This is a genomic window from Variovorax sp. M-6 (genome assembly GCF_052114385.1).
GTDB lineage: Bacteria > Pseudomonadota > Gammaproteobacteria > Burkholderiales > Burkholderiaceae_C > Variovorax.
In genome coordinates this window covers 1-17,192 of record NZ_JBFREQ010000012.1, presented here as the reverse complement: position 1 = coordinate 17,192, position 17,192 = coordinate 1, and the positions used below count along the sequence as shown (strand labels likewise).

The window sequence follows — 17,192 nt, the reverse complement described above, 5'->3', positions numbered from 1 at the left end:
CCTCACACCAAATCCCATTGGATCTCACAAACAATCCCAACAAGACTCACAGGACACGCTCCAAGCTCTTGTCACGCTTGAGAAAATGCCATTCTCAACTCTTCAATATCCCAAGTGTTTAACTCCAAAGGTACAAGGAACGATTGCTCGAGCATTGTGAATTGACTGAATCACAATACCTGGGCATCATGTGAAGCCTTCGAACGACTACTCTCTCCATGGCCGAGGATGACCCCCCACGCAGCGCACCTCGCCAGCCCCCGACGGCCGAGGAGCAGAGTGTCGCCAAGGCCAACGAGGCCATCGCGATTCGGCCGAAGCGCGGGCGCCTTACTTTGCTGTCGCGCCGTATCTACAACGCGCTCCTCTATCACTCGCAGCGCCAAGGCGTCGACGAGCCGGTCTATCGACTGGCCCTGAGCGAACTCATCGGCGATGCCCGGTTCAACTCGAACAACACCGAGCTTTTGAAGTCCCACCTGCGCGACATGCAGGCCACCACGATCGAATGGTCGACCAGCAGCAGTTCACTCAAGCGCTGGGTCTCCTCGCAGTTGCTCGGCACCGTGACCATCGAGGAGCAGGGTAGGGGGCGTCCGTGCATGGTGACCTGGCGCTATCCAGAGGAAATCAAGGAAAGGCTGGTCAAGCCGCATCAGTACACCCGTGTGCTGCTCGAAATGAGTAGCCAGATGCGCAGCTACTCGGCCGCCGTTCTCTACGAAATCGGCGCCCGCTACCTGACGTCGCCGGGACGCCTCTCGATGCGTGAGGACGTGATGTGGTGGGCGGCCGTCCTTACCGGCCGCAGCGACATCAAGGAGGTGGACTATCGCTTCCTCAAGCGCGACGTGATCACCAAGGCCATCGCCGAGATCGATGCGCTGTGCGAGGAGTTCGGCCTGGAACTGATCGAGCACAAGCGGGGCCGCAAGATCGAGGAAATCCAGTTCCGGGTGGTGCCCAAGGTCCAGCAGCGCCTAGGCGACATCGATTCGCCCAACCGCAACGTGTTCGATCTGGAACTGGTGGCTCGCTTAGTCGGGCTTGGCATCAAGCAGGACGAGGCACAGGATCTCTACGCGACCACGGACGAGGGGCAGATTCGCGCCACCCTCGACCATGTCGATGCGCGGCTGCGCAACGCGTCGATGCCCGCACTGAAATCGCCAGCAGCCTACTTCAAGGACGCGCTGAAGAAGGGCTACGCCGGGCTGACTTCCGTAGAACCCGCGTCCTCGGTAGCAGGTGCGACGCCCGCGCTCGTAGCGCCCGCCCCGGTGTTGTCCGAGGCGGATCGGCTTCGCCGCATCCGCGAACTGTGGGAGAACGACCGTACGGGCAAGGCACGCGCAATGTTTGCCGAGATGCTCGAACCCATGCAGGCGGACCTGCGCTTGCGCTTCGAAGCCGAACGACTTGAGCAGGTGGCTGCACCCATCGCGCGTGCCTGGCGGCGCGACGGGCCGGACAGCCGCATCGCCGCGACCACGTTCTTCAAGTGGCTTGCGCAGGAGACATGGCCGGAGGAGCCCAGCGATCGCGTGCTGCTCGATTTCGCGCTGCAGCGAGGTGTGCCTGGGGTCTAGCGCATGCCAAGCCACACGCCCACAGCCTGCTTTCTGCGGCAAGCTGCCGCAGAACCGACGCGCCCGAATACTCCTCATAGAGCCGACGCATGTCCCACACATTGCGGGCCGAGAAACCCTGCGCCTGGGAACGCGGCGCGAAGGTCGCGCGCGATCTGCTCGACGACGGACTGGCCCCACCCCAGAGTCTGTTGCTTGTCGACAATGGCCTTGCCGATGCCCCAGTAGAGCGCAATCAGCTCGCGGTTCACCGCGCGTGTCGCCGACAGGCGCGCCGCGGCGACGCGCGCCTTCAGGTCGTGGGTGAAACCCTGACGGGTTCGATGGTCGCCATGCACGCGGCCTTCGCCGCGGCCATACCGTCGCTCACGCCCGCGACCGGTGGCCGGCCTGGCGAAGCATGCTCAGTTGTCGCACTTCCTCGGCATCGCGCAAGCTCTTGGCGGCCCGGGCGGCGACGTACTCGACGTACAACGCATCGATGGTCGCAGCCCACTGTTCGATCGCCACTCGACGCGCCGCCTGCGCCCCTCGCTGCTCCGGTGACATGGACGTGTTGGGCTGGTCCGAATTCCGCTTCTGCGTGTTCGCGTGGCCGGGCGGGAAGTCCGGAACAGCGATTCCCGCCCTGCGAAGGATGGCTTCTTTTTGGTCTGTGGTGAGCATGTCTCGGTCTCCTGCAAGCGCCGTTCCACCCCGAATTCGGACAAGCGGCCCAGGACGTCAGCCCTGCTGCGCGCCTGCAACGACTCTATGACCCGGAGTTAGGACGGGCATACCTCCATTTGAGGGCGACACGCCGACGTGCAAGGCACGGCGCTCGTGCCGCATCGCCGCCGATCTGCTGCAAGTAGGCGGGGCACGCGAGGGGGAGGGCATGCCTGCCTGCTCCCTCAAGCTGCTACGCCCTCCTTGCGGTCAAGGTCTGCGCACACCCGCGGCGCGCCGGCGGCCCCGCGATGCACGCGGCAATGCTCCGGGGAGTTGTGCACCGCGGTTAGGCGGGATCCCTGCGTTTGCCGGGGTCTTTCCTGGGCTCAGCTTTTGGGCCGGGGATGGCAAGGGCTCGCCGCTGCGCGGAACCGCGGATTGCGTTGCGATGGTGAAAGTGGGGTCATGATTGCTTTGACTGCCCAGGCTATCAGGTCGTTCTCGCAGTCAAGGACTGCGCGCATTGGCATGCGCTTGCGGCCAGGGCCGTCGAGATCCCTGACTGCTGTGCTGCGACCTGACCGGGATGAGGCAGGCAATCCCGCCTGCTACCGGAGCTCCACATGTCTCAGTACCTCACGTCGTCAAATCTCTTCACCATGGCCGCCGATGGTCAATATCAGGCTGCGCCGTTCGAAACCGTAGTTGCGGCTGCCCGTGCAGGCATGGACAGGTTGCTCTCGAGAAAAATCGCCTTGTCGTCGCCTGGTGACGTGAAAAGTTACCTGGCACTGAAGCTGGGTCAGGAGGAGTGCGAGGTGTTTGCTGTCGTCTTCCTCGATTCACAGCACCGTGTCATCGAGTACCGCGAGATGTTCCGGGGCACGTTGACCCAAGCATCGGTGTATCCGCGCGAGGTCATCAAGGCAGCCCTACAGCTGAACGCCGCGGCTCTGGTGCTGACGCACAACCACCCGTCGGGTGTTGCTGAACCGAGCCGCGCGGATGAGTGCCTGACGCAGACGCTCAAGGTCGCGCTTGCGATGGTCGACGTCCGGGTTCTCGATCACATGGTCGTGGCCGGCGGAACGGTGTTGTCCTTCGCGGAGCGTGGGCTGCTCTAGCAGCCAAGGGCGGCTTCGCCGCCCTTTCCTCGGAAACGAGATCGCGTGTAGCGGGCCCCTCGTGGCGGAGCACTGCCGAGCATATCGCCGCGCGGATCCTCGTCCCGCGTCACCTGAGCGGCTGAGGACAGGCCAAAAGTGCGTCATGGATAGTGGACTGTGACTGCGATCAAGTCGGTCGATCCTCCCCGGCCATGCAGTTTTGAAGCCGCCTCGCGAACCGAGGCGGCTTTTTTTCGTCCTTTCGCCCGGATGTCAGGGGAGGGCGGATGGACGTTCAGTTGGCCGGCGGCTTCAGGCACGCCATGGCCGGAGCCTGGTGCGAGGTTGGAGAGGGCTACCCCTGCAAACGCTTGACGACCTGGTCGCAGATCAAGGCAAAGGCGACAGCGTACGCGTGCAAGGCCATTGGCAACCCGAGCCCGTCAGAGCGAATCCGCGCTCGTGCGAATACGACGCCCAGCGCGAAAAGCAATGCGTAGCTTGTCAGGTACTGGTAGTCCCGGTGGGCGAGCGTAAAGAGGAGGGCTGTTGCGACGATCGCAACACGCGCCGTCCGGATACTCGACTTGAAAGGTAGTACTGCCAGAAGGAAGTGTCGGAAGGTGAGCTCTTCCACGATCGGCGGCAAGATCATAAGAATCCCGATCACCAGAACCGTTTGCAAAGGGGCTGTCAGGTGGTTGAACAGCGCCACTATGCTTGGCTCCCGTGGTTGCCCGATCGCCAGCGCTAAGCCGTTGCCCACCAAGTAGATGACGCTGACGGCCAAGATACTCACCAAGGGTTGGCCGGCGCGGACGTTCCCCACAAAGCGGATGTCGGGAAAGCAGAATTTCCGGTGCCCCGCAAACGCGATCAGCAGGACTGCGGCGGCTGCGACGAAGCCAAACCGAATCGTCAGTCCATAGCCCAACACTCCCAAAAGCAACGCGATGAGGGACCACTTCGTGCCGAAGGGCCAGCCTAGTCCCTGTACTTGTCCGCTCGGTCGCGAACTTATCGATTGCTCTCTCTCCATCGGTCTCCCTCGATCTTGAAATGCTGCGCAGGATAGCTGCTATGGCGTCTCCCGTTCCGGGAGCGCGCTGTCGTGCTTCGCATCGAGCCCAGAGGTCTCGCCCCTTCGGGCTTTCATCCCTGACGCCTCCGCGCCCGTGGCGCTGCGCCCTTCGGTTGCCCTGCGCGCTGCGCTTGCTTTGACCAGGCGGCCCGTGGCCGCATAGGCGCTCGCCGCGCGGCAGTTTCGTGTGCGTGTGCCGGATAGGCCGTGCTCTCCGTTTCCCTGAGTTCCCCGCCACTTCCGGTGACTCTGCGTCCTGGCTGCCCTGGGACCGGGCTGAGGCCCTGCAAGGGGTGTTCATAACGCTTGCGCGTTACGAATGCTTCCCCCTTGCTCCCACGTCATCCAGGCCGCAGCAGTTCACCGGGCGGGGAACTCAGGGAAACGGCGGCGAAATCCGGGACCCGAGCAATCGCCCATGAAACCAGGTTGCTGGGCAAAGCAGCCTAGGGACCCGGTAGCTTTTTTAGAACACACCGAAAGGAAATTCGTATGACCGATACCGCAACGATCGTGGATGCACCTGCACAGACCCGTGATGTCGCTTCAGCTTCTGCCGGCCGCGACGTGACCATCCCACTGAACCAGCTGTTTCATTCTGCTGCCAACGTGCGCAAGCAGCGCAGCGACCAAGGCATTGCCGAGTTGGCGGCGCTGATCAAGTCGCAGGGCCTGCTTCAGCGACTGTCCGTCACTGCGGACGGCCACGGCCGCTATGCCGTGGACGCGGGCGGTCGGCGGTTGGCCGCATGTCTCTCTCTGGCAGCAGAGGGCTACTTCGCCCAAGACCAAGGCATCGACTGCCGACTGTACGAGTCCGACCGCGCCGTCGCGATCTCGATGGCAGAGAACTCGGGCCGGATGAACATGCATCCTGCCGACGAGTTCGAGGCCTTCGCACGGCTGATCGCAGAGGGCCGCACAGAGAAGCAGGTCGCGGATCAGTTCGGCGTGTCGGTCCTGACCGTGCAGCGGCGCATGAAGCTCGCGAACCTCGCGCCGCGTTTCATCCAGTTGTTCCGCGACGGCAAGGTGGACATGGATCAGTTGAAGGTCTTGTGCCTGGTGGACGATCATGCGCTGCAGGTCGCGGGGTGGGACTCGCTGCATGAATACAACCGCTCGGCGTACATGCTCAGACAGGCGCTTGTGAACGACGATGAAGTTCAAGGGGACAGCGCGCTCGCCAAGTTTGTGGGGATCGAGGCCTACGAGGCTGAGGGCGGGATCGTTCGGCGCGACCTGTTCTCCGTGTCTACCGATGAATGCTGGTTGCAGGACGGCGCATTGGTTCAGAAGCTTGCGTTGGCCCGGTTGGAAGAGGCGGCAGAGGTGGAGCGCGCGGCCGGCTGGTCCTGGGTAGAGGCCCATCTGCGGGTGGACTACGCGACGATGAACGGCTTCGATCGTGAGCGGCCCAGGGCGCGCAAGATGACCGATGAGCAAGCGCAGGGGATGGAGGTATGGAAGGCCTTGGCCGAGGACGCGCGCGCGGCGATTGCAGCCTTGAATCGGGAATGGGATGCCGTCGAAGAAGACAGCGAGGAAGGGGAGGCGCTCGCAGTGCGAATCGAGAAGGCTGAAGCGGACGCCGAGCAGATTCGCGAGAGCATCTCGCTGCTGCACGCCTCGCTGGCCGAGTGGAGTGCCAAGCAGATTGCTTCCTGCGGTGTCATTGTCACAATGTCGCACGACGGTCGCATCGAGGTCACGCGCGGACTGATGCGGGCGCAGGACAAGAAGGCGCTGGTCGCCGAGTTGAAGAAGGCGGGCAGGGCGGTGCCGGCGCACCTGCAAAGCGGCACGCCGGCGAAGGGCGAGCGTGGCGAGTTCTCCGAGCGCCTGATGCACGATCTCACCGCTCATCGCACCGCCGCGCTTCAAGCCGCGTTGATGGACAACGCCCATGTGGCCTTGGCCCTGGTGGTTCACAAGCAGGCGGGGCCGATCTTCGCCAGCGGCTACTTCCATTCTTCCAGTCCGTTGAAGGTCAGCGCCCAGCTCACCTGCAACACGCACCTCAGCACGCGTGCAACCGGGTACGGCGAATCGCAAGCAGCCAGCGTGATGGACAAGGCGCAGTCCCGTTGGGGCGACCGCCTGCCGGGCGGCGACGGCGCGGCCTCGACGCTCGGATGGTTCATCAAGCAGGACGACGCCACCCTCATGGAGTTGCTCGCGTTCTGCACGGCCAGCGCACTGGACGCGATGCACGGCCGGGAGCGCACGAGCTACGACGATTCCGATGCTCTCGCCGAGGCCTTGGGCCTCGACATGGCCGACTGGTGGACGCCGACGCCGGCCAAGTACCTTGAAAGCGTGTCGAAGGCGCAGCTGATCGAAGCGGTAACCGAGGCCTGCGGTGCCGAGGTGGCCAAGCCCGTTGCGGGCATGAAGAAGGGCGAGGCGGTTGCCTACTGCGCCGCGAAGTTGGAGGGCACGCGTTGGCTGCCGGCGCCGCTCAAGCGGAAGGCCGTGGAAACCGCGCAGTGATAGGGCGCCGGGACGGTAGCGACGTCCCGGCTGCTTCCTCGACTCGCGGCTTTCCGCGAGCCAGTTCCCCCTTCTTCAGAGACCAGCAACATGAATCAACAGCCGATGCTTCTTCCAGCCGAAGCACACGCTTGTGCCCGTTCGTCCACCGTGCCGTTCAGCGTCCGGTACTCACGAGATTTCCCGACGACGCTGCACCGATGGTGTGGCGTTCAGCCGTACAAGTTCGAGGAGGGCGACCGTGATCGCGCATTCCGCACCGAGCCAACCGTAACGTCGCTAGTGCAGATCTTCGCCGTCGCGCCGCGCACTCGCGCGGAGGATCTGAATCCATTGATGCCGCCTTCGGCGGCGCAGGTGGCCGGGACAGCCCATCCTTCGTCCAAGGGCGCCAGGGGGCGGGCATGAACCGCCGGCTGATCTTTCAGGACGAGGCGGACGGGATCGCATACTGGTCCGCTCGCGAGTGGAAGAAGTGGGCCGTCCACGTCGTGGCCGGCCCGGCCAAGCGGCCCAGCTACAAGCAGATGGCCTACGTGCGAGCTCGCACCCGGGAGGCAGCGATCGCCGTTGCCAGGCGCGACCTGTTTCCGCCTGCGCCGCGCTCTGCGCGCTTCGATGCCCGCCTGGCCGGCCCGCACGAGCTTGGGTGCGTTTCCACGCCGGCGTATCCGCGCGGCTCTGACGTCTCTGCGCGGGCTCCTGTTTCGAGCAACTGCTCGTCGGGGGCCCGGCGATGACCTTGCACCTGTTCATCTCCCCGGAAGCGCTCGAGTGGTCGGGCTCGGTCCTCGGGCTCGTCGGGGCACTGATGCTGGCGACGAATTCGAGGCTGTCGCGCTACGGCTGGGTCGCGTTCCTCATCGCCAACTTCTGCATGCTCGGCTTCGCCATCGGCGGCCGGCATTGGGGGCTGCTGACACAGCAGGCGGGCTTCACCGCCACCAGCATCCTGGGCATCTTCCGCAGTGGGCTGCTCGACCGCTTTCTCGGCCGATAGCGTTGTGGGCGCCGCGACGAAGTGATGCGAGAGCCTGTCGCGCGAGGGGAAACGCCGCAGGCTCATCGGGTGGCTCTGAACGGCCGCTTCGGATAAGAGGGGATGCCTGGTGTGGGCTCTGAGCCGTCACTCGGCATCGTGGACCTGAACGCCGTCTGTGCAGCGAAAGCTGCCACGCTGCTTGTCCATCGGCTGAAGCAGAGCTCGGCCACAAAACGCCACCCGCGCTGCTCCCGGCCCGGTTCGTCCTCGTCCACCCGCCAGCGCCAATAACGGTCGGGTTTGATCCACACCGCGTTGGCTGAAATCTTCTTGAACGCGGATAGGACCTCGTTACCTAGCACGATGTTCCCGTCTGCATTCTCACGAAGCAATGCCTCTGCGGCTCGGCCTGCGTCTACCTGTCACAACGAGCCAACACCTTTCGTGCCTGCAGCACCACGGGCGTATCTACCATCCGTCCGAAGAGGCGAAACGGCTTGCCGCCGGCCGCGCGATCGCGGTCCAGGACGCGCCTCGCCCAGTCCGCGAGTTCGGCGCTGGGCGCGAGCGCCGCATGCACACCGCCCACTTGACGGGGGTGGATGCACAGCTTGCCGCCGAAGCCGAAGGCAACCGCGCGCTTGACGTCGCGCGCGAGCCGCTCTTCGTTGTCGAGGTCTGTCGTCACGCCGTCGATGGCTGGCGCGAGGCCCGCGCGCGCGGTCGCCATCGCGATGGCAAAGCGCATGGGCGCGAGCTCGTGTTCGTCCTCGCCGGCTGCGATGCCCGTGTCGGCCATGAAATCCAGGTGACCGAAGGCAAGGCGCAGGACGCCTGGCGCGCGCGCCATCTCATCCAGCGCCGCATGGCCGACCGCACTTTCCACCAGGGGCACGAGCCCGACATCGGGCGCAACCGCGCCAACTTGCGCGAGGTCGTGCGCAGATTCTGCTTTCGACACGATCAGGGTGGCAGGCCGATGCGCGAGGCTCGCGAGCCAGGCGAGGTCTTCGCGACCGGCGTCCACTGCAGGCGAATTCAGCCGGACGGCCACCGCGTCGAGCCCCGGCGCCTTCGCGAGCCATTCGCCGACAGCGGCGCGGGCCAACGGCTTGTCCCCCGGTGGCACGGCGTCTTCCAGGTCGACGACGACGAGGTCGGTGCCGCTCGTGAGGGCCTTGTGGAAGAGGTCGCTCTGATGCCCGGGCACGAAGAGAAGACTGCGCGCAAGAGCAGCCGGGTGTCTGACGTTCATTTCAGACGACCTTCTCGGCATGCATCGCCGCAATGCGTGTGTCGTCCCACCCCATCTCGCGCAAGATCGAGTCGGTGTGCTGGCCCAGCGCGGGCACATCGTCCATGCGTGGCTCGAAGGCGTCGGTGTGGCCCGGCGGCAGCAACGCGGGGATCGGGCCAACTGGCGTACCCACTTCGCGCCAGCGGTTGCGCGCCCTGAGCTGCGGATGGGCCCACAGGTCGGCGAGCGTGTTCATGCGTGCGTTGGCGATCTGCGCGTCGTCGAGGCGGCGGGAGACTTCGTCGGCGGTGAGCACCGAAAAGGCCCGAAGAATCACCAGCTTGAGCACGTCGCGTTCGGCGTGGCGGCGTGAATTGGAGGCGAAGCGCTCGTCCTGGGCAAGCTCGGGCTGGCGCAGGACCTTCTCGCAGAATTGCACCCACTCGCGCTCGTTCTGCAGGCCCAGCATGACCGTGCGTCCGTCTCCAGCCTCGAACGGTCCGTAGGGGTAGATCGTGGCGTGCGAGGCGCCCGCGCGCGGCGGCGGCGGGGCGCCCTCGAAAGCGTAATAGAGCGGGTAGCTCATCCACTCGGCCATGCTCTCGAGCATCGACACGTCGATGCGGATGCCCTGCCCGGTGCGCGAGCGCTGAAGCAGGGCCGCGAGGATCGAGCTGTAGGCATACATGCCCGCCGCTATGTCCGCCACCGAGCAACCTGCCTTTGCCGGCTCGTCCGGGGAACCGGTCACGCTGAGAAAGCCAGCTTCACTCTGGATCAGGAGGTCATAGGCCTTGCGATCGCGGTAGGGACCGTTGTCGCCATATCCCGAGATGTCGCACACGACAAGGCCTGGGTGCCTCGGGTGCAGCGCTTCGTACGAGAGGCCGAGCCGCGCTGCGGCGCCAGGGGCGACGTTCTGCACCAGCACATCGGCGCGCTCGAGCAGCCTCGCGAGCACCTCCTGCGCGGCCCGGTGCTTGAGGTCGAGCGTCAGGCTTTCCTTGGAACGGTTGGTCCACACGAAATGCGATGCCAGCCCCTTGACGCGCTCGTCGTAGCCGCGCGCAAAGTCGCCGGTCCCCGGTCGCTCGATCTTGATCACGCGCGCGCCCAGGTCGGCCAGTTGGCGAGTGCAGAACGGCGCGGCGATTGCGTGCTCGAGCGCGACGACGGTGATTCCATCGAGAGGACGTTGCATGGTCATTTTCTGGGGCGTCGGAAGATGCGCGCTGCGCCAGCGCGGGCTGGGCAACATGCGCGCGGATGGGAGAGGCGAACCTGCGCTGCTTGCTACAAGCGTCGGCTCGCGTTAGGGACGGCGGAGCGGCCGCCTGGGCCGGTTTCGGTGCACCCAGGGTCACGAAATGCCTGGCCACGACGTGTCAGATCAGCCTTGTCTCCCGCTCCCAATAGGGCGCACGCAGCGTCTTCTTGTCGATCTTCCCGAATGGCGTCGTCGGCAGTGCGTCCGCAAAGATGATTTGCTTCGGCGCGATCAACGATCCCTTGCGCTCCCGGACATAGGCGATCAAATCAGCGGCCTCGGCTTCGGCCCCGTCCCGCAGCACGACAAACGCAGCGACGGCTTCACCCCACGTCGCATGGGGCACGCCGATCACGGCGGCCGAAGCGACTGCGGCATGGGCGGCCAGAACGTCCTCGACCTCTCGCGGATAGACGTTCGAGCCGCCGGACACGATCATGTCCTTCTTCCGGTCCACGATCGACAGGCGGCCACGCGGATCGAGAAAACCTATGTCCCCCGTGTGCAACCATTCACCCGCCAGGGCCTCCTGGGTGGCTTCAGCCTGCCCCAGGTAGCCTTGCATCACCGACGGGCTTCGCACGCAGATCTCACCGATGTCGCCAGCGGCGACCGGCTCGTCGCTGTCGCCAAGAATCGCGATCTCGGCCGTCGCCATGGGGTAGCCGCATGCTGACAGCGACGACGGGTCGTCGAGATCATGATCGCCGCGCCGCAGAACCGCGATGGGGGTGCATTCCGTCTGCGCATAGACTTGAGAGAAGACCGGGCCAATGCGTTGAATGGCTTGCCGCAGACGGTCCGGCGCAATGACGGATCCCGCGTAGACGACCAGCTCGAGACTGCTAAGGTCAAACGCCTCGAGTGGGGCCTCCAGAAGCTTGTAGATCATCGTAGGCACCATCAAGGTCGCACTGATGCGTTCGCGCTGGATGGTCTCCAGGACCTGCCCTGCGTCGAACTTCTTCATCAGATGGACGGTGCCTCCGCGCATCAGCGTCGGTGCGATCAACTGCCCTGTGACATGGCTGATCAGCGCGATGGCCAGGTACTGCACGCCGTCCGGCAGCTCCAGTTCGCTGTTCATGGCGATGGCCATGAGCGCGACCTGACCCGCCTCTCGCACGATGGCTTTCTGGCGGCCGGTCGTGCCTCCGGTGAAGTTCAGCGTGCCGATGTCGGTGGCGCTGGCTCGCTCGATGGGTTCGGCGTGGTCGTGTGCGGCAATGAGCGAAAGAAGGTCGGCACCGGGGCCTCCTTTTCCGACGCAGAAAACGGAAACGTCAGGAAGCGCCAGGGCGATTTTATGGGCCTGGGCTTCGAATGCGTCGCTGTCGATGATCAAGACCGACGCGCCCACGTCGGTGATCTGGGAGACCTGGGAGTCCAGCGAACTGAGCGGATGCAGCCAACTGGTGGCAGCGCCGAGCCCCTGGACCGCGACGGACGCACACCAGGTTTCGTACCGGTTCTCCGTCAGCAACGCGACGCGCGCGCCCCTGCGAACCCCCTGGGAACTCAGCACTGCCTGAACTTTCCCCATGAAGTCGATGACGTCTTGGTAGCGGACCGCCACTTCACCCTGGCGAAAGGCGATGCGGTCCGGATACCTGCGCAGGGCACGCAGTACCAAGGAGAAGAAGGCGGGAGGTTGATGCAGCTTCATACGGCTGGAAATCTCGATCAGTTCTCAGTCCAGCCTGATCTTGCTGTGCGAGATCAGATCTGACCAAAGTGCCTGCTCGCGCTCCAGATATTGCGCGAAGGAATCCCTCGAGCCGCCCACGGGTTCGAGCCCCAATGCCTCCAGACTGCGCTTGCGGAATGCGGCATCGGCCAGGATCTTGTTGACCGCGACATTGACGCGGTCCAGGACCGCGGAGGGCGTGCCTGCCGGGGCCGTCATACCGATCCAGTTCTCGCCGGAGAAGTCAAACTTCTGTTCGCTGATGGTCGGGACGCCAGGGAAGAAGTCGGAGCGCTTTTCGCCCATCACTGCGATGGCCCGCAGCTTGCCGGAACCGAGGTATTGCGCCACGGCGACGTGCGCCAGCATCGCGGACTGCACGTCACCCGCCAGCAGGGCCTGCATCAGGGGCGCCGATCCGTTATACGGCACGTGGGTCAGGTGGGATCCGAACACACGGTTGTATTCGGTCAGGAACACGTGCGAGGTACTGCCTGTGCCGAAAGTCCCCCAGTTGACCTTGCCGGGACTTGCCTTGTCCAAGGCGGCCAGTTCGGTGAGGTTCTTCGCGCCGACGCTGGAGGAGACGACGATCGCCGCCACCATGTTGGCCATGCGGACCACTGGAACCAGATCGACCTTTGGGTTGTATGAAAGCTTCGAATACAGCTGTGGATTGAGCGACATGATGTCGCCATTGCTGATGCAAAGCGTGTAACCGTCGGCCGGCGCCTTGGCACACCGCGTCGTCCCGATGATCCCATTCGCTCCAGCCCTGTTGTCAATCACGACGGGCTGCCCGAGCTCCTTGCTCAGAGCCTCGGCCATGGGGCGGGCGAAGTTGTCCAGCACGCCGCCAGGTGGATACGGAACGACCAGTTGCACCGGCCGCGACGGCCACGCTTGGGCGAACCCGGTTTGCAGCGTCAAGGTGAGGGCCGCAGCCATGGCGACTTTTGCGCCCAGTCTAAAATTCATTGTCGTCTCCAATTCTTGAAGTTGTCAGCAGGCGCACGTGGCCTCCAGGCCCGCATAATCGCGAGGGGCCGGCCTCCTGGCAATTCACGATTGGAAAAGAGCAGTTTCACCCAGCTTAATCCGCCATCTGTCAGCTGGCAGGGCTTTGGCTATCGCGTGCGTCTGCGCGCAACATCTCGACGAAGTCACGGACGAAGGGAGGCAGCTCCTCCGAATTTCGGATGCAGATGTACTGCGGCCGAATGGACCATTCGTCCTCCAAGTCGACGATGCAGATGTTCATGGACTTCGCATGGCGCACGGCCGGCAGATGGGTGAGCACACCGACGCCGATTCGCGCCTGAACCATCCGACACAAGGCCTCGAAATTCCCCACCTGGGCGCGAAGACTGATGTGTCGCCTGAGCATTTCGGCCTGCTGCTGCAAGAACGCGTGCAGAGTGCTCGTCTGGGAGAGTCCGACGTGATCGAAGTCCAGCGTCTCCTCAAACGACACAGCACGCCTGCTGGCCAGTGGGTGACCTGAAGGGACGGCGAGCACCATGTGGTCAGTGCGGTAGGGATAGATTTCCAACCCCGACGTGCCGACGTTTTCGAGGATCACGCCGACATCAACCACGCCCTCCGCAACGGCGCGAACGATGTCGCTCGACAGGCGCTCGCGCAGGTCGATGCTGGTTCGAGGCCGGCCTGCGAGAAACCGTTCGATCACTGAAGGCAAAAACTCGCTGATGGCCGTTGTGCTGGCCATGATGCGCAAGCGCCCGTCGACGCCCTCGGAGATATCGAGCATCTCACCGCGCAGCTGTTCGATCTGCTCCAGGATCAGGCGCGAGTGCTTGATCATCGTTTGGCCCGCGCTTGTCAGTGTCACACCCTTGCTGGTGCGGTTGATCAGGCGCGTGCCGACCGATTGCTCCAGCTGCTTGACCCGATTGCTCGCAGCCGGAAGGGAGGTGTAGACCTGTTCGGCCGCACGCGTGAGGCTGTTCGTGTCAGCGATACGCACCATCAAGCGCAGATCGGCGAGATCGAAGTGGACCGAGCGCCTGGGGCCGCCCTGCTGCCGTGGCGGAGTGCTGTCTACCATCGAAAGGACGAGATCTGGGCTGAGTCTTCACCGTCCGACTGCCGCCACTTTTCCATGCTGAAAGTCACCTTTCGGTTTGTTGAATAGACCCGCGCATTCGTAACGACGATGCTTGGCGATCGTCAACAAATTCGCCGCGAAATCATGCATCCTACCCCCGGCATCCACGAGCATCACGTGCCCGTTTCACCATTGGGAAGACTGAAAATCGCTATAACGATCGACGACATGCTATTGCTCCGAGGAGTTCCGATGGCTCCCGGGCACAGTGTGCCATCAAACATGCGAGCGATGATCTCTGCATTGAAGGCGCATCGCGTAGCTGGGGTGTACCAATTCTCCAATACCGCGCCGATTGAAGATGACGCGAGCTTGCTCAAGGTTTTCGACCTGTGGGTGGAGAGTGGCCACCATGTCGCCAACCACACGCACAACCATCCGCCGCTCAACTGGTTGGATGCGGACACCTACGCGCGCGACATCGAAAAGGCAGAGAAATACCTGGCCCGCTATATCAACCAGGCGCCGCGACGCTGCTTCCGGTTTTGCATGGATCTCTGGGGTGACACGGCGTGCAAATGCGATGCGATCCTGGACAGGCTGGAGGACATGGGCTACACACCGATCCCGGTGAGCATCGGATTTCACGATATCCGCTGGAACGCGGCGTACTGTCGGGTTCTGAAACGCGGGTCACCCGAGGACGCAGCCCAGATACGTCGCGCCTATGTCGAGAGTGCGCTGCACGAGCTGCGCACCCATGCAGCGAACGCGAGAGCGGTCTTCGGTCGCGACCCGATCCACATCTGGCTGATCCATGGGACTTCCATCGCCGCTGACTGCCTAGAGCACATTCTGGATGGCTTTCGGGCGGCGGCGGTCGACTTCGTCTCACTCGATGAGGCCATGGGCGACCGCATGAACGCTGAAATTCCTCCGCGTGTGAGCCCTGAATTCATCTTTCAAGTCGAGAAGTGGGCGTTGGCGCTGGGTGTTCCGGTCACTGACCGGATGCCGTCGATCCTGGAAGACATCGAGAAGTTGTATCCCGCCCCCGGCGAAATGCAGGCGCAGATCACTTCACGCATGCGCGAGCACATCGCATCCGCCACGGGAGCTGAGATCCGGCCCATTCCTCTTTATCCCGACCATCAGCGTTGAACCAGCAAAGACTTCCATGCAGTCCACATCCTTCGATCCCAACACCTACGACGGCGTGCGCTACGAGCACCTCACGCCGGACATCGTGAACATCGCGATGTCGCGAGCGGCCGTGCGCAACGCGCAGAACATGGAGATGACCTATGCGCTGAACGCAGCGTTCGACCGTGCTGCGCAGGACGACACAGTCAAGGTCATCATCCTCTCAGGCGACGGCGATCACTTTTCGGCCGGGCACGACATGGGTGGCGACCACCACAGAACCTGGCGTGACTTCCGCACGGTGGGTACCTGGGCTGCTTTCGACGGGCCCGGCGTCGAAGGTCTCTATGGACGCGAAAAGGAGATCTACCTGGAGATGTGTGAACGCTGGAGAAACCTAGCCAAGCCGACGATTGCGGCGGTGCAGGGCTCCTGCGTGGCGGGCGGACTGATGCTTGCCTGGTGCTGCGACCTGATCGTCGCGGCTGAAAATGCCCGGTTCCGCGATCCCACGCTCGAGTTCGGCGTGGCAGGCGTGGAATTCTTCATGCATCCCTGGGAACTGGGCGCCCGCAAGGCCAAGGAATGGCTGATGACCGGAGATTGGCTGGGCGCTCAGGATGCGAAGCAGTGCGGCATGGTCAACCAGGTGTTCCCGACAGAGGCCCTTATGGAAAGCGCGCTGGACCTCGCCAAACGAATCGCCAACAAGGGGAGCTTCGTGCTTAAGGCCGTCAAGGAGTCCGTGAACCACGCGCAGGATGTCGGCGCGCGTCGCAACGCCATGATGCACGCCTTCGGCCTGCACCAGCTTTCGCACCACCACAACAAGCAGCAGTGGGGATTGCTGGTTGACCCGAAGGGCATCCATCCAGCGCTTCGCGAAAAGATCCGCGTCCGGTTCAATTTGCCGGCACTGCTTGGGACGGGGGACCGGACAACCTCGTGACCGGCTGATGTCGGCGCGCACGCTATGCAGCGTCGCGCCAACGCGCGACGTCTGGGCTCCAAAGTCGGTGCGCTGTAGCTTCGCTTTCATGCTGCTGCAGCCTAATGAAAGCTTCGAGTGTCGGCCTACAACCTGGGCTTGCGATGAGCGACGGATGCGACGGGTCCCATGATCCTCTCGCTTCAAGTGAAGCGATCTATACCACTCGGCTCGCGATGCCAGTGCCACAGGTCAGCACGTAGGCTTTATCACGTCTTGAGGGCCAGAAAGGCTTCCGTCGGAAGTCTCTCCGATCCGCCCTTGCTGACAGAAGTCATTCATCGGCGGACAGGTGACCGGCGGCTCTTGGTCTAAGGACTAAACCGCTCGCGCGGTAGCCCGCCGCCCAGTCTGTGATTCGACAAGCATCGCGCCCCTGTCTATGTTGGGAACTGAGGCAATCGGCCTCGGCGTGGGTCCGCTCCTGGGCCGCATTCTGCCTCTTAGCGGAGCCCCAATCTGGCCTGCATCAGACCCTGGACATCGCTGATAAGCGCCGCAAGTTCGGGCCGGTCCCCGTACATGTCGAATTCGCGAACGGCGATGAGTCCCATGGAAAACGGCCCCGGCCGGTCCTCCTGGGATTTGCCCAGAACGAATTCCGGCACCAACGTGAGTTGGCGCTCGATGCTCACAGCCGGCTCGAACGACTGCGCTGCCATCGGGCAGAAGTCAGCGAGGGCGGCGTCTATCTTCTCGAGAAGTGCTTCGTCCATGTTTCATCCGGAGGGCGGGGTCGTAGGTCCGCTGTTGGCTGCGGATTCAACCGGTCGATGCAACACACTGATGACTGCCGTAGGCAGAAGGAGTGTTGCAGATGGCTTACCGGACGCGAACCTACTACACAGACAGCCAGAAGGCATTGATGTGGGAGCGATGGAGGCAGGGATGGACCCTGCA

At 63.7% G+C, this 17,192-nt stretch carries 17 protein-coding genes; 7 read left to right on the top strand and 10 right to left on the bottom strand.

What is annotated here, in order from left to right; all coding sequences use genetic code 11:
• Positions 1 to 218: 218 nt before the first annotated feature.
• Entirely contained in the window at positions 219 to 1,589 is a 1,371-nt protein-coding gene (locus tag AB4Z46_RS15485) for a replication initiation protein (protein ID WP_442284397.1), read from the top strand.
• 74 nt (positions 1,590 to 1,663) lie between these two features.
• On the opposite strand, the gene AB4Z46_RS15480 is transcribed toward AB4Z46_RS15485, so the two are convergent.
• Together AB4Z46_RS15480 and AB4Z46_RS15475 are read right to left on the bottom strand one after the other, a co-directional pair.
• Positions 1,664 to 1,927 carry a DUF1016 N-terminal domain-containing protein gene (locus AB4Z46_RS15480; RefSeq protein WP_442284396.1) on the bottom strand — a complete coding sequence of 88 codons (264 nt, stop codon included), beginning with the start codon at positions 1,925 to 1,927 and terminating at the stop codon, positions 1,664 to 1,666.
• A 28-nt stretch (positions 1,928 to 1,955) separates the two neighbouring features.
• Complete coding sequence (locus tag AB4Z46_RS15475; RefSeq protein WP_442284395.1) at positions 1,956 to 2,255, bottom strand: hypothetical protein; 300 nt, start codon at positions 2,253 to 2,255, stop codon at positions 1,956 to 1,958.
• A 608-nt stretch (positions 2,256 to 2,863) separates the two neighbouring features.
• Here AB4Z46_RS15475 and radC point away from each other — a divergent pair.
• A complete protein-coding gene (gene radC, locus AB4Z46_RS15470; protein ID WP_442284394.1) occupies positions 2,864 to 3,364 on the top strand; it encodes a RadC family protein in 501 nt (166 codons plus the stop codon).
• A gap of 337 nt (positions 3,365 to 3,701) precedes the next feature.
• Here the strand turns inward: radC and AB4Z46_RS15465 are convergent, their stop codons facing one another.
• Positions 3,702 to 4,385: a CPBP family intramembrane glutamic endopeptidase gene (locus tag AB4Z46_RS15465; RefSeq protein WP_442284393.1), complete on the bottom strand. Its 684-nt coding sequence runs from the start codon at positions 4,383 to 4,385 to the stop codon at positions 3,702 to 3,704.
• A 534-nt stretch (positions 4,386 to 4,919) separates the two neighbouring features.
• On the opposite strand from AB4Z46_RS15465, the gene AB4Z46_RS15460 reads away from it, so the two are divergent.
• The 3 genes from AB4Z46_RS15460 to AB4Z46_RS15450 all read left to right on the top strand — a co-directional run bounded on the left by AB4Z46_RS15460 (position 4,920) and on the right by AB4Z46_RS15450 (position 7,920).
• Positions 4,920 to 6,920, top strand: coding sequence for a ParB/RepB/Spo0J family partition protein (locus AB4Z46_RS15460; protein ID WP_442284392.1), 2,001 nt, complete (start codon positions 4,920 to 4,922; stop codon positions 6,918 to 6,920).
• Positions 6,921 to 7,324: 404 nt separating this feature from the next.
• Positions 7,325 to 7,660, top strand: coding sequence for a hypothetical protein (locus tag AB4Z46_RS15455; protein WP_442284391.1), 336 nt, complete (start codon positions 7,325 to 7,327; stop codon positions 7,658 to 7,660).
• A 2-nt stretch (positions 7,661 to 7,662) separates the two neighbouring features.
• A complete protein-coding gene (locus tag AB4Z46_RS15450) occupies positions 7,663 to 7,920 on the top strand; it encodes a hypothetical protein (RefSeq protein WP_442284390.1) in 258 nt (85 codons plus the stop codon).
• Positions 7,921 to 7,982: 62 nt separating this feature from the next.
• On the opposite strand, the gene AB4Z46_RS15445 is transcribed toward AB4Z46_RS15450, so the two are convergent.
• From AB4Z46_RS15445 to AB4Z46_RS15420, 6 genes are all read right to left on the bottom strand, one after another.
• Complete coding sequence (locus AB4Z46_RS15445; protein WP_442284389.1) at positions 7,983 to 8,294, bottom strand: DUF6953 family protein; 312 nt, start codon at positions 8,292 to 8,294, stop codon at positions 7,983 to 7,985.
• A gap of 23 nt (positions 8,295 to 8,317) precedes the next feature.
• Positions 8,318 to 9,157: an HpcH/HpaI aldolase/citrate lyase family protein gene (locus AB4Z46_RS15440; RefSeq protein WP_442284388.1), complete on the bottom strand. Its 840-nt coding sequence runs from the start codon at positions 9,155 to 9,157 to the stop codon at positions 8,318 to 8,320.
• 1 nt (position 9,158) lies between these two features.
• Positions 9,159 to 10,346, bottom strand: coding sequence for a CaiB/BaiF CoA transferase family protein (locus AB4Z46_RS15435; protein WP_442284387.1), 1,188 nt, complete (start codon positions 10,344 to 10,346; stop codon positions 9,159 to 9,161).
• 178 nt (positions 10,347 to 10,524) lie between these two features.
• Positions 10,525 to 12,072: an AMP-binding protein gene (locus AB4Z46_RS15430; protein WP_442284386.1), complete on the bottom strand. Its 1,548-nt coding sequence runs from the start codon at positions 12,070 to 12,072 to the stop codon at positions 10,525 to 10,527.
• 24 nt (positions 12,073 to 12,096) lie between these two features.
• Positions 12,097 to 13,071: a Bug family tripartite tricarboxylate transporter substrate binding protein gene (locus tag AB4Z46_RS15425; RefSeq protein WP_442284385.1), complete on the bottom strand. Its 975-nt coding sequence runs from the start codon at positions 13,069 to 13,071 to the stop codon at positions 12,097 to 12,099.
• 130 nt (positions 13,072 to 13,201) lie between these two features.
• On the bottom strand, positions 13,202 to 14,161 hold the full coding sequence (locus tag AB4Z46_RS15420; protein WP_442284384.1) for a LysR family transcriptional regulator: 960 nt from the start codon (positions 14,159 to 14,161) through the stop codon (positions 13,202 to 13,204).
• A gap of 108 nt (positions 14,162 to 14,269) precedes the next feature.
• Here AB4Z46_RS15420 and AB4Z46_RS15415 point away from each other — a divergent pair, with 108 nt between their 5' ends.
• Positions 14,270 to 15,322 (top strand): polysaccharide deacetylase family protein, encoded by a 1,053-nt coding sequence (locus tag AB4Z46_RS15415; protein WP_442284383.1) that lies wholly within the window; start codon positions 14,270 to 14,272, stop codon positions 15,320 to 15,322.
• A 16-nt stretch (positions 15,323 to 15,338) separates the two neighbouring features.
• Positions 15,339 to 16,253 carry an enoyl-CoA hydratase gene (locus AB4Z46_RS15410; protein ID WP_442284382.1) on the top strand — a complete coding sequence of 305 codons (915 nt, stop codon included), beginning with the start codon at positions 15,339 to 15,341 and terminating at the stop codon, positions 16,251 to 16,253.
• A 482-nt stretch (positions 16,254 to 16,735) separates the two neighbouring features.
• Here AB4Z46_RS15410 and AB4Z46_RS15405 read toward each other — a convergent pair whose 3' ends face one another.
• Positions 16,736 to 17,008: a hypothetical protein gene (locus tag AB4Z46_RS15405; protein WP_442284381.1), complete on the bottom strand. Its 273-nt coding sequence runs from the start codon at positions 17,006 to 17,008 to the stop codon at positions 16,736 to 16,738.
• Positions 17,009 to 17,192: the final 184 nt, after the last annotated feature.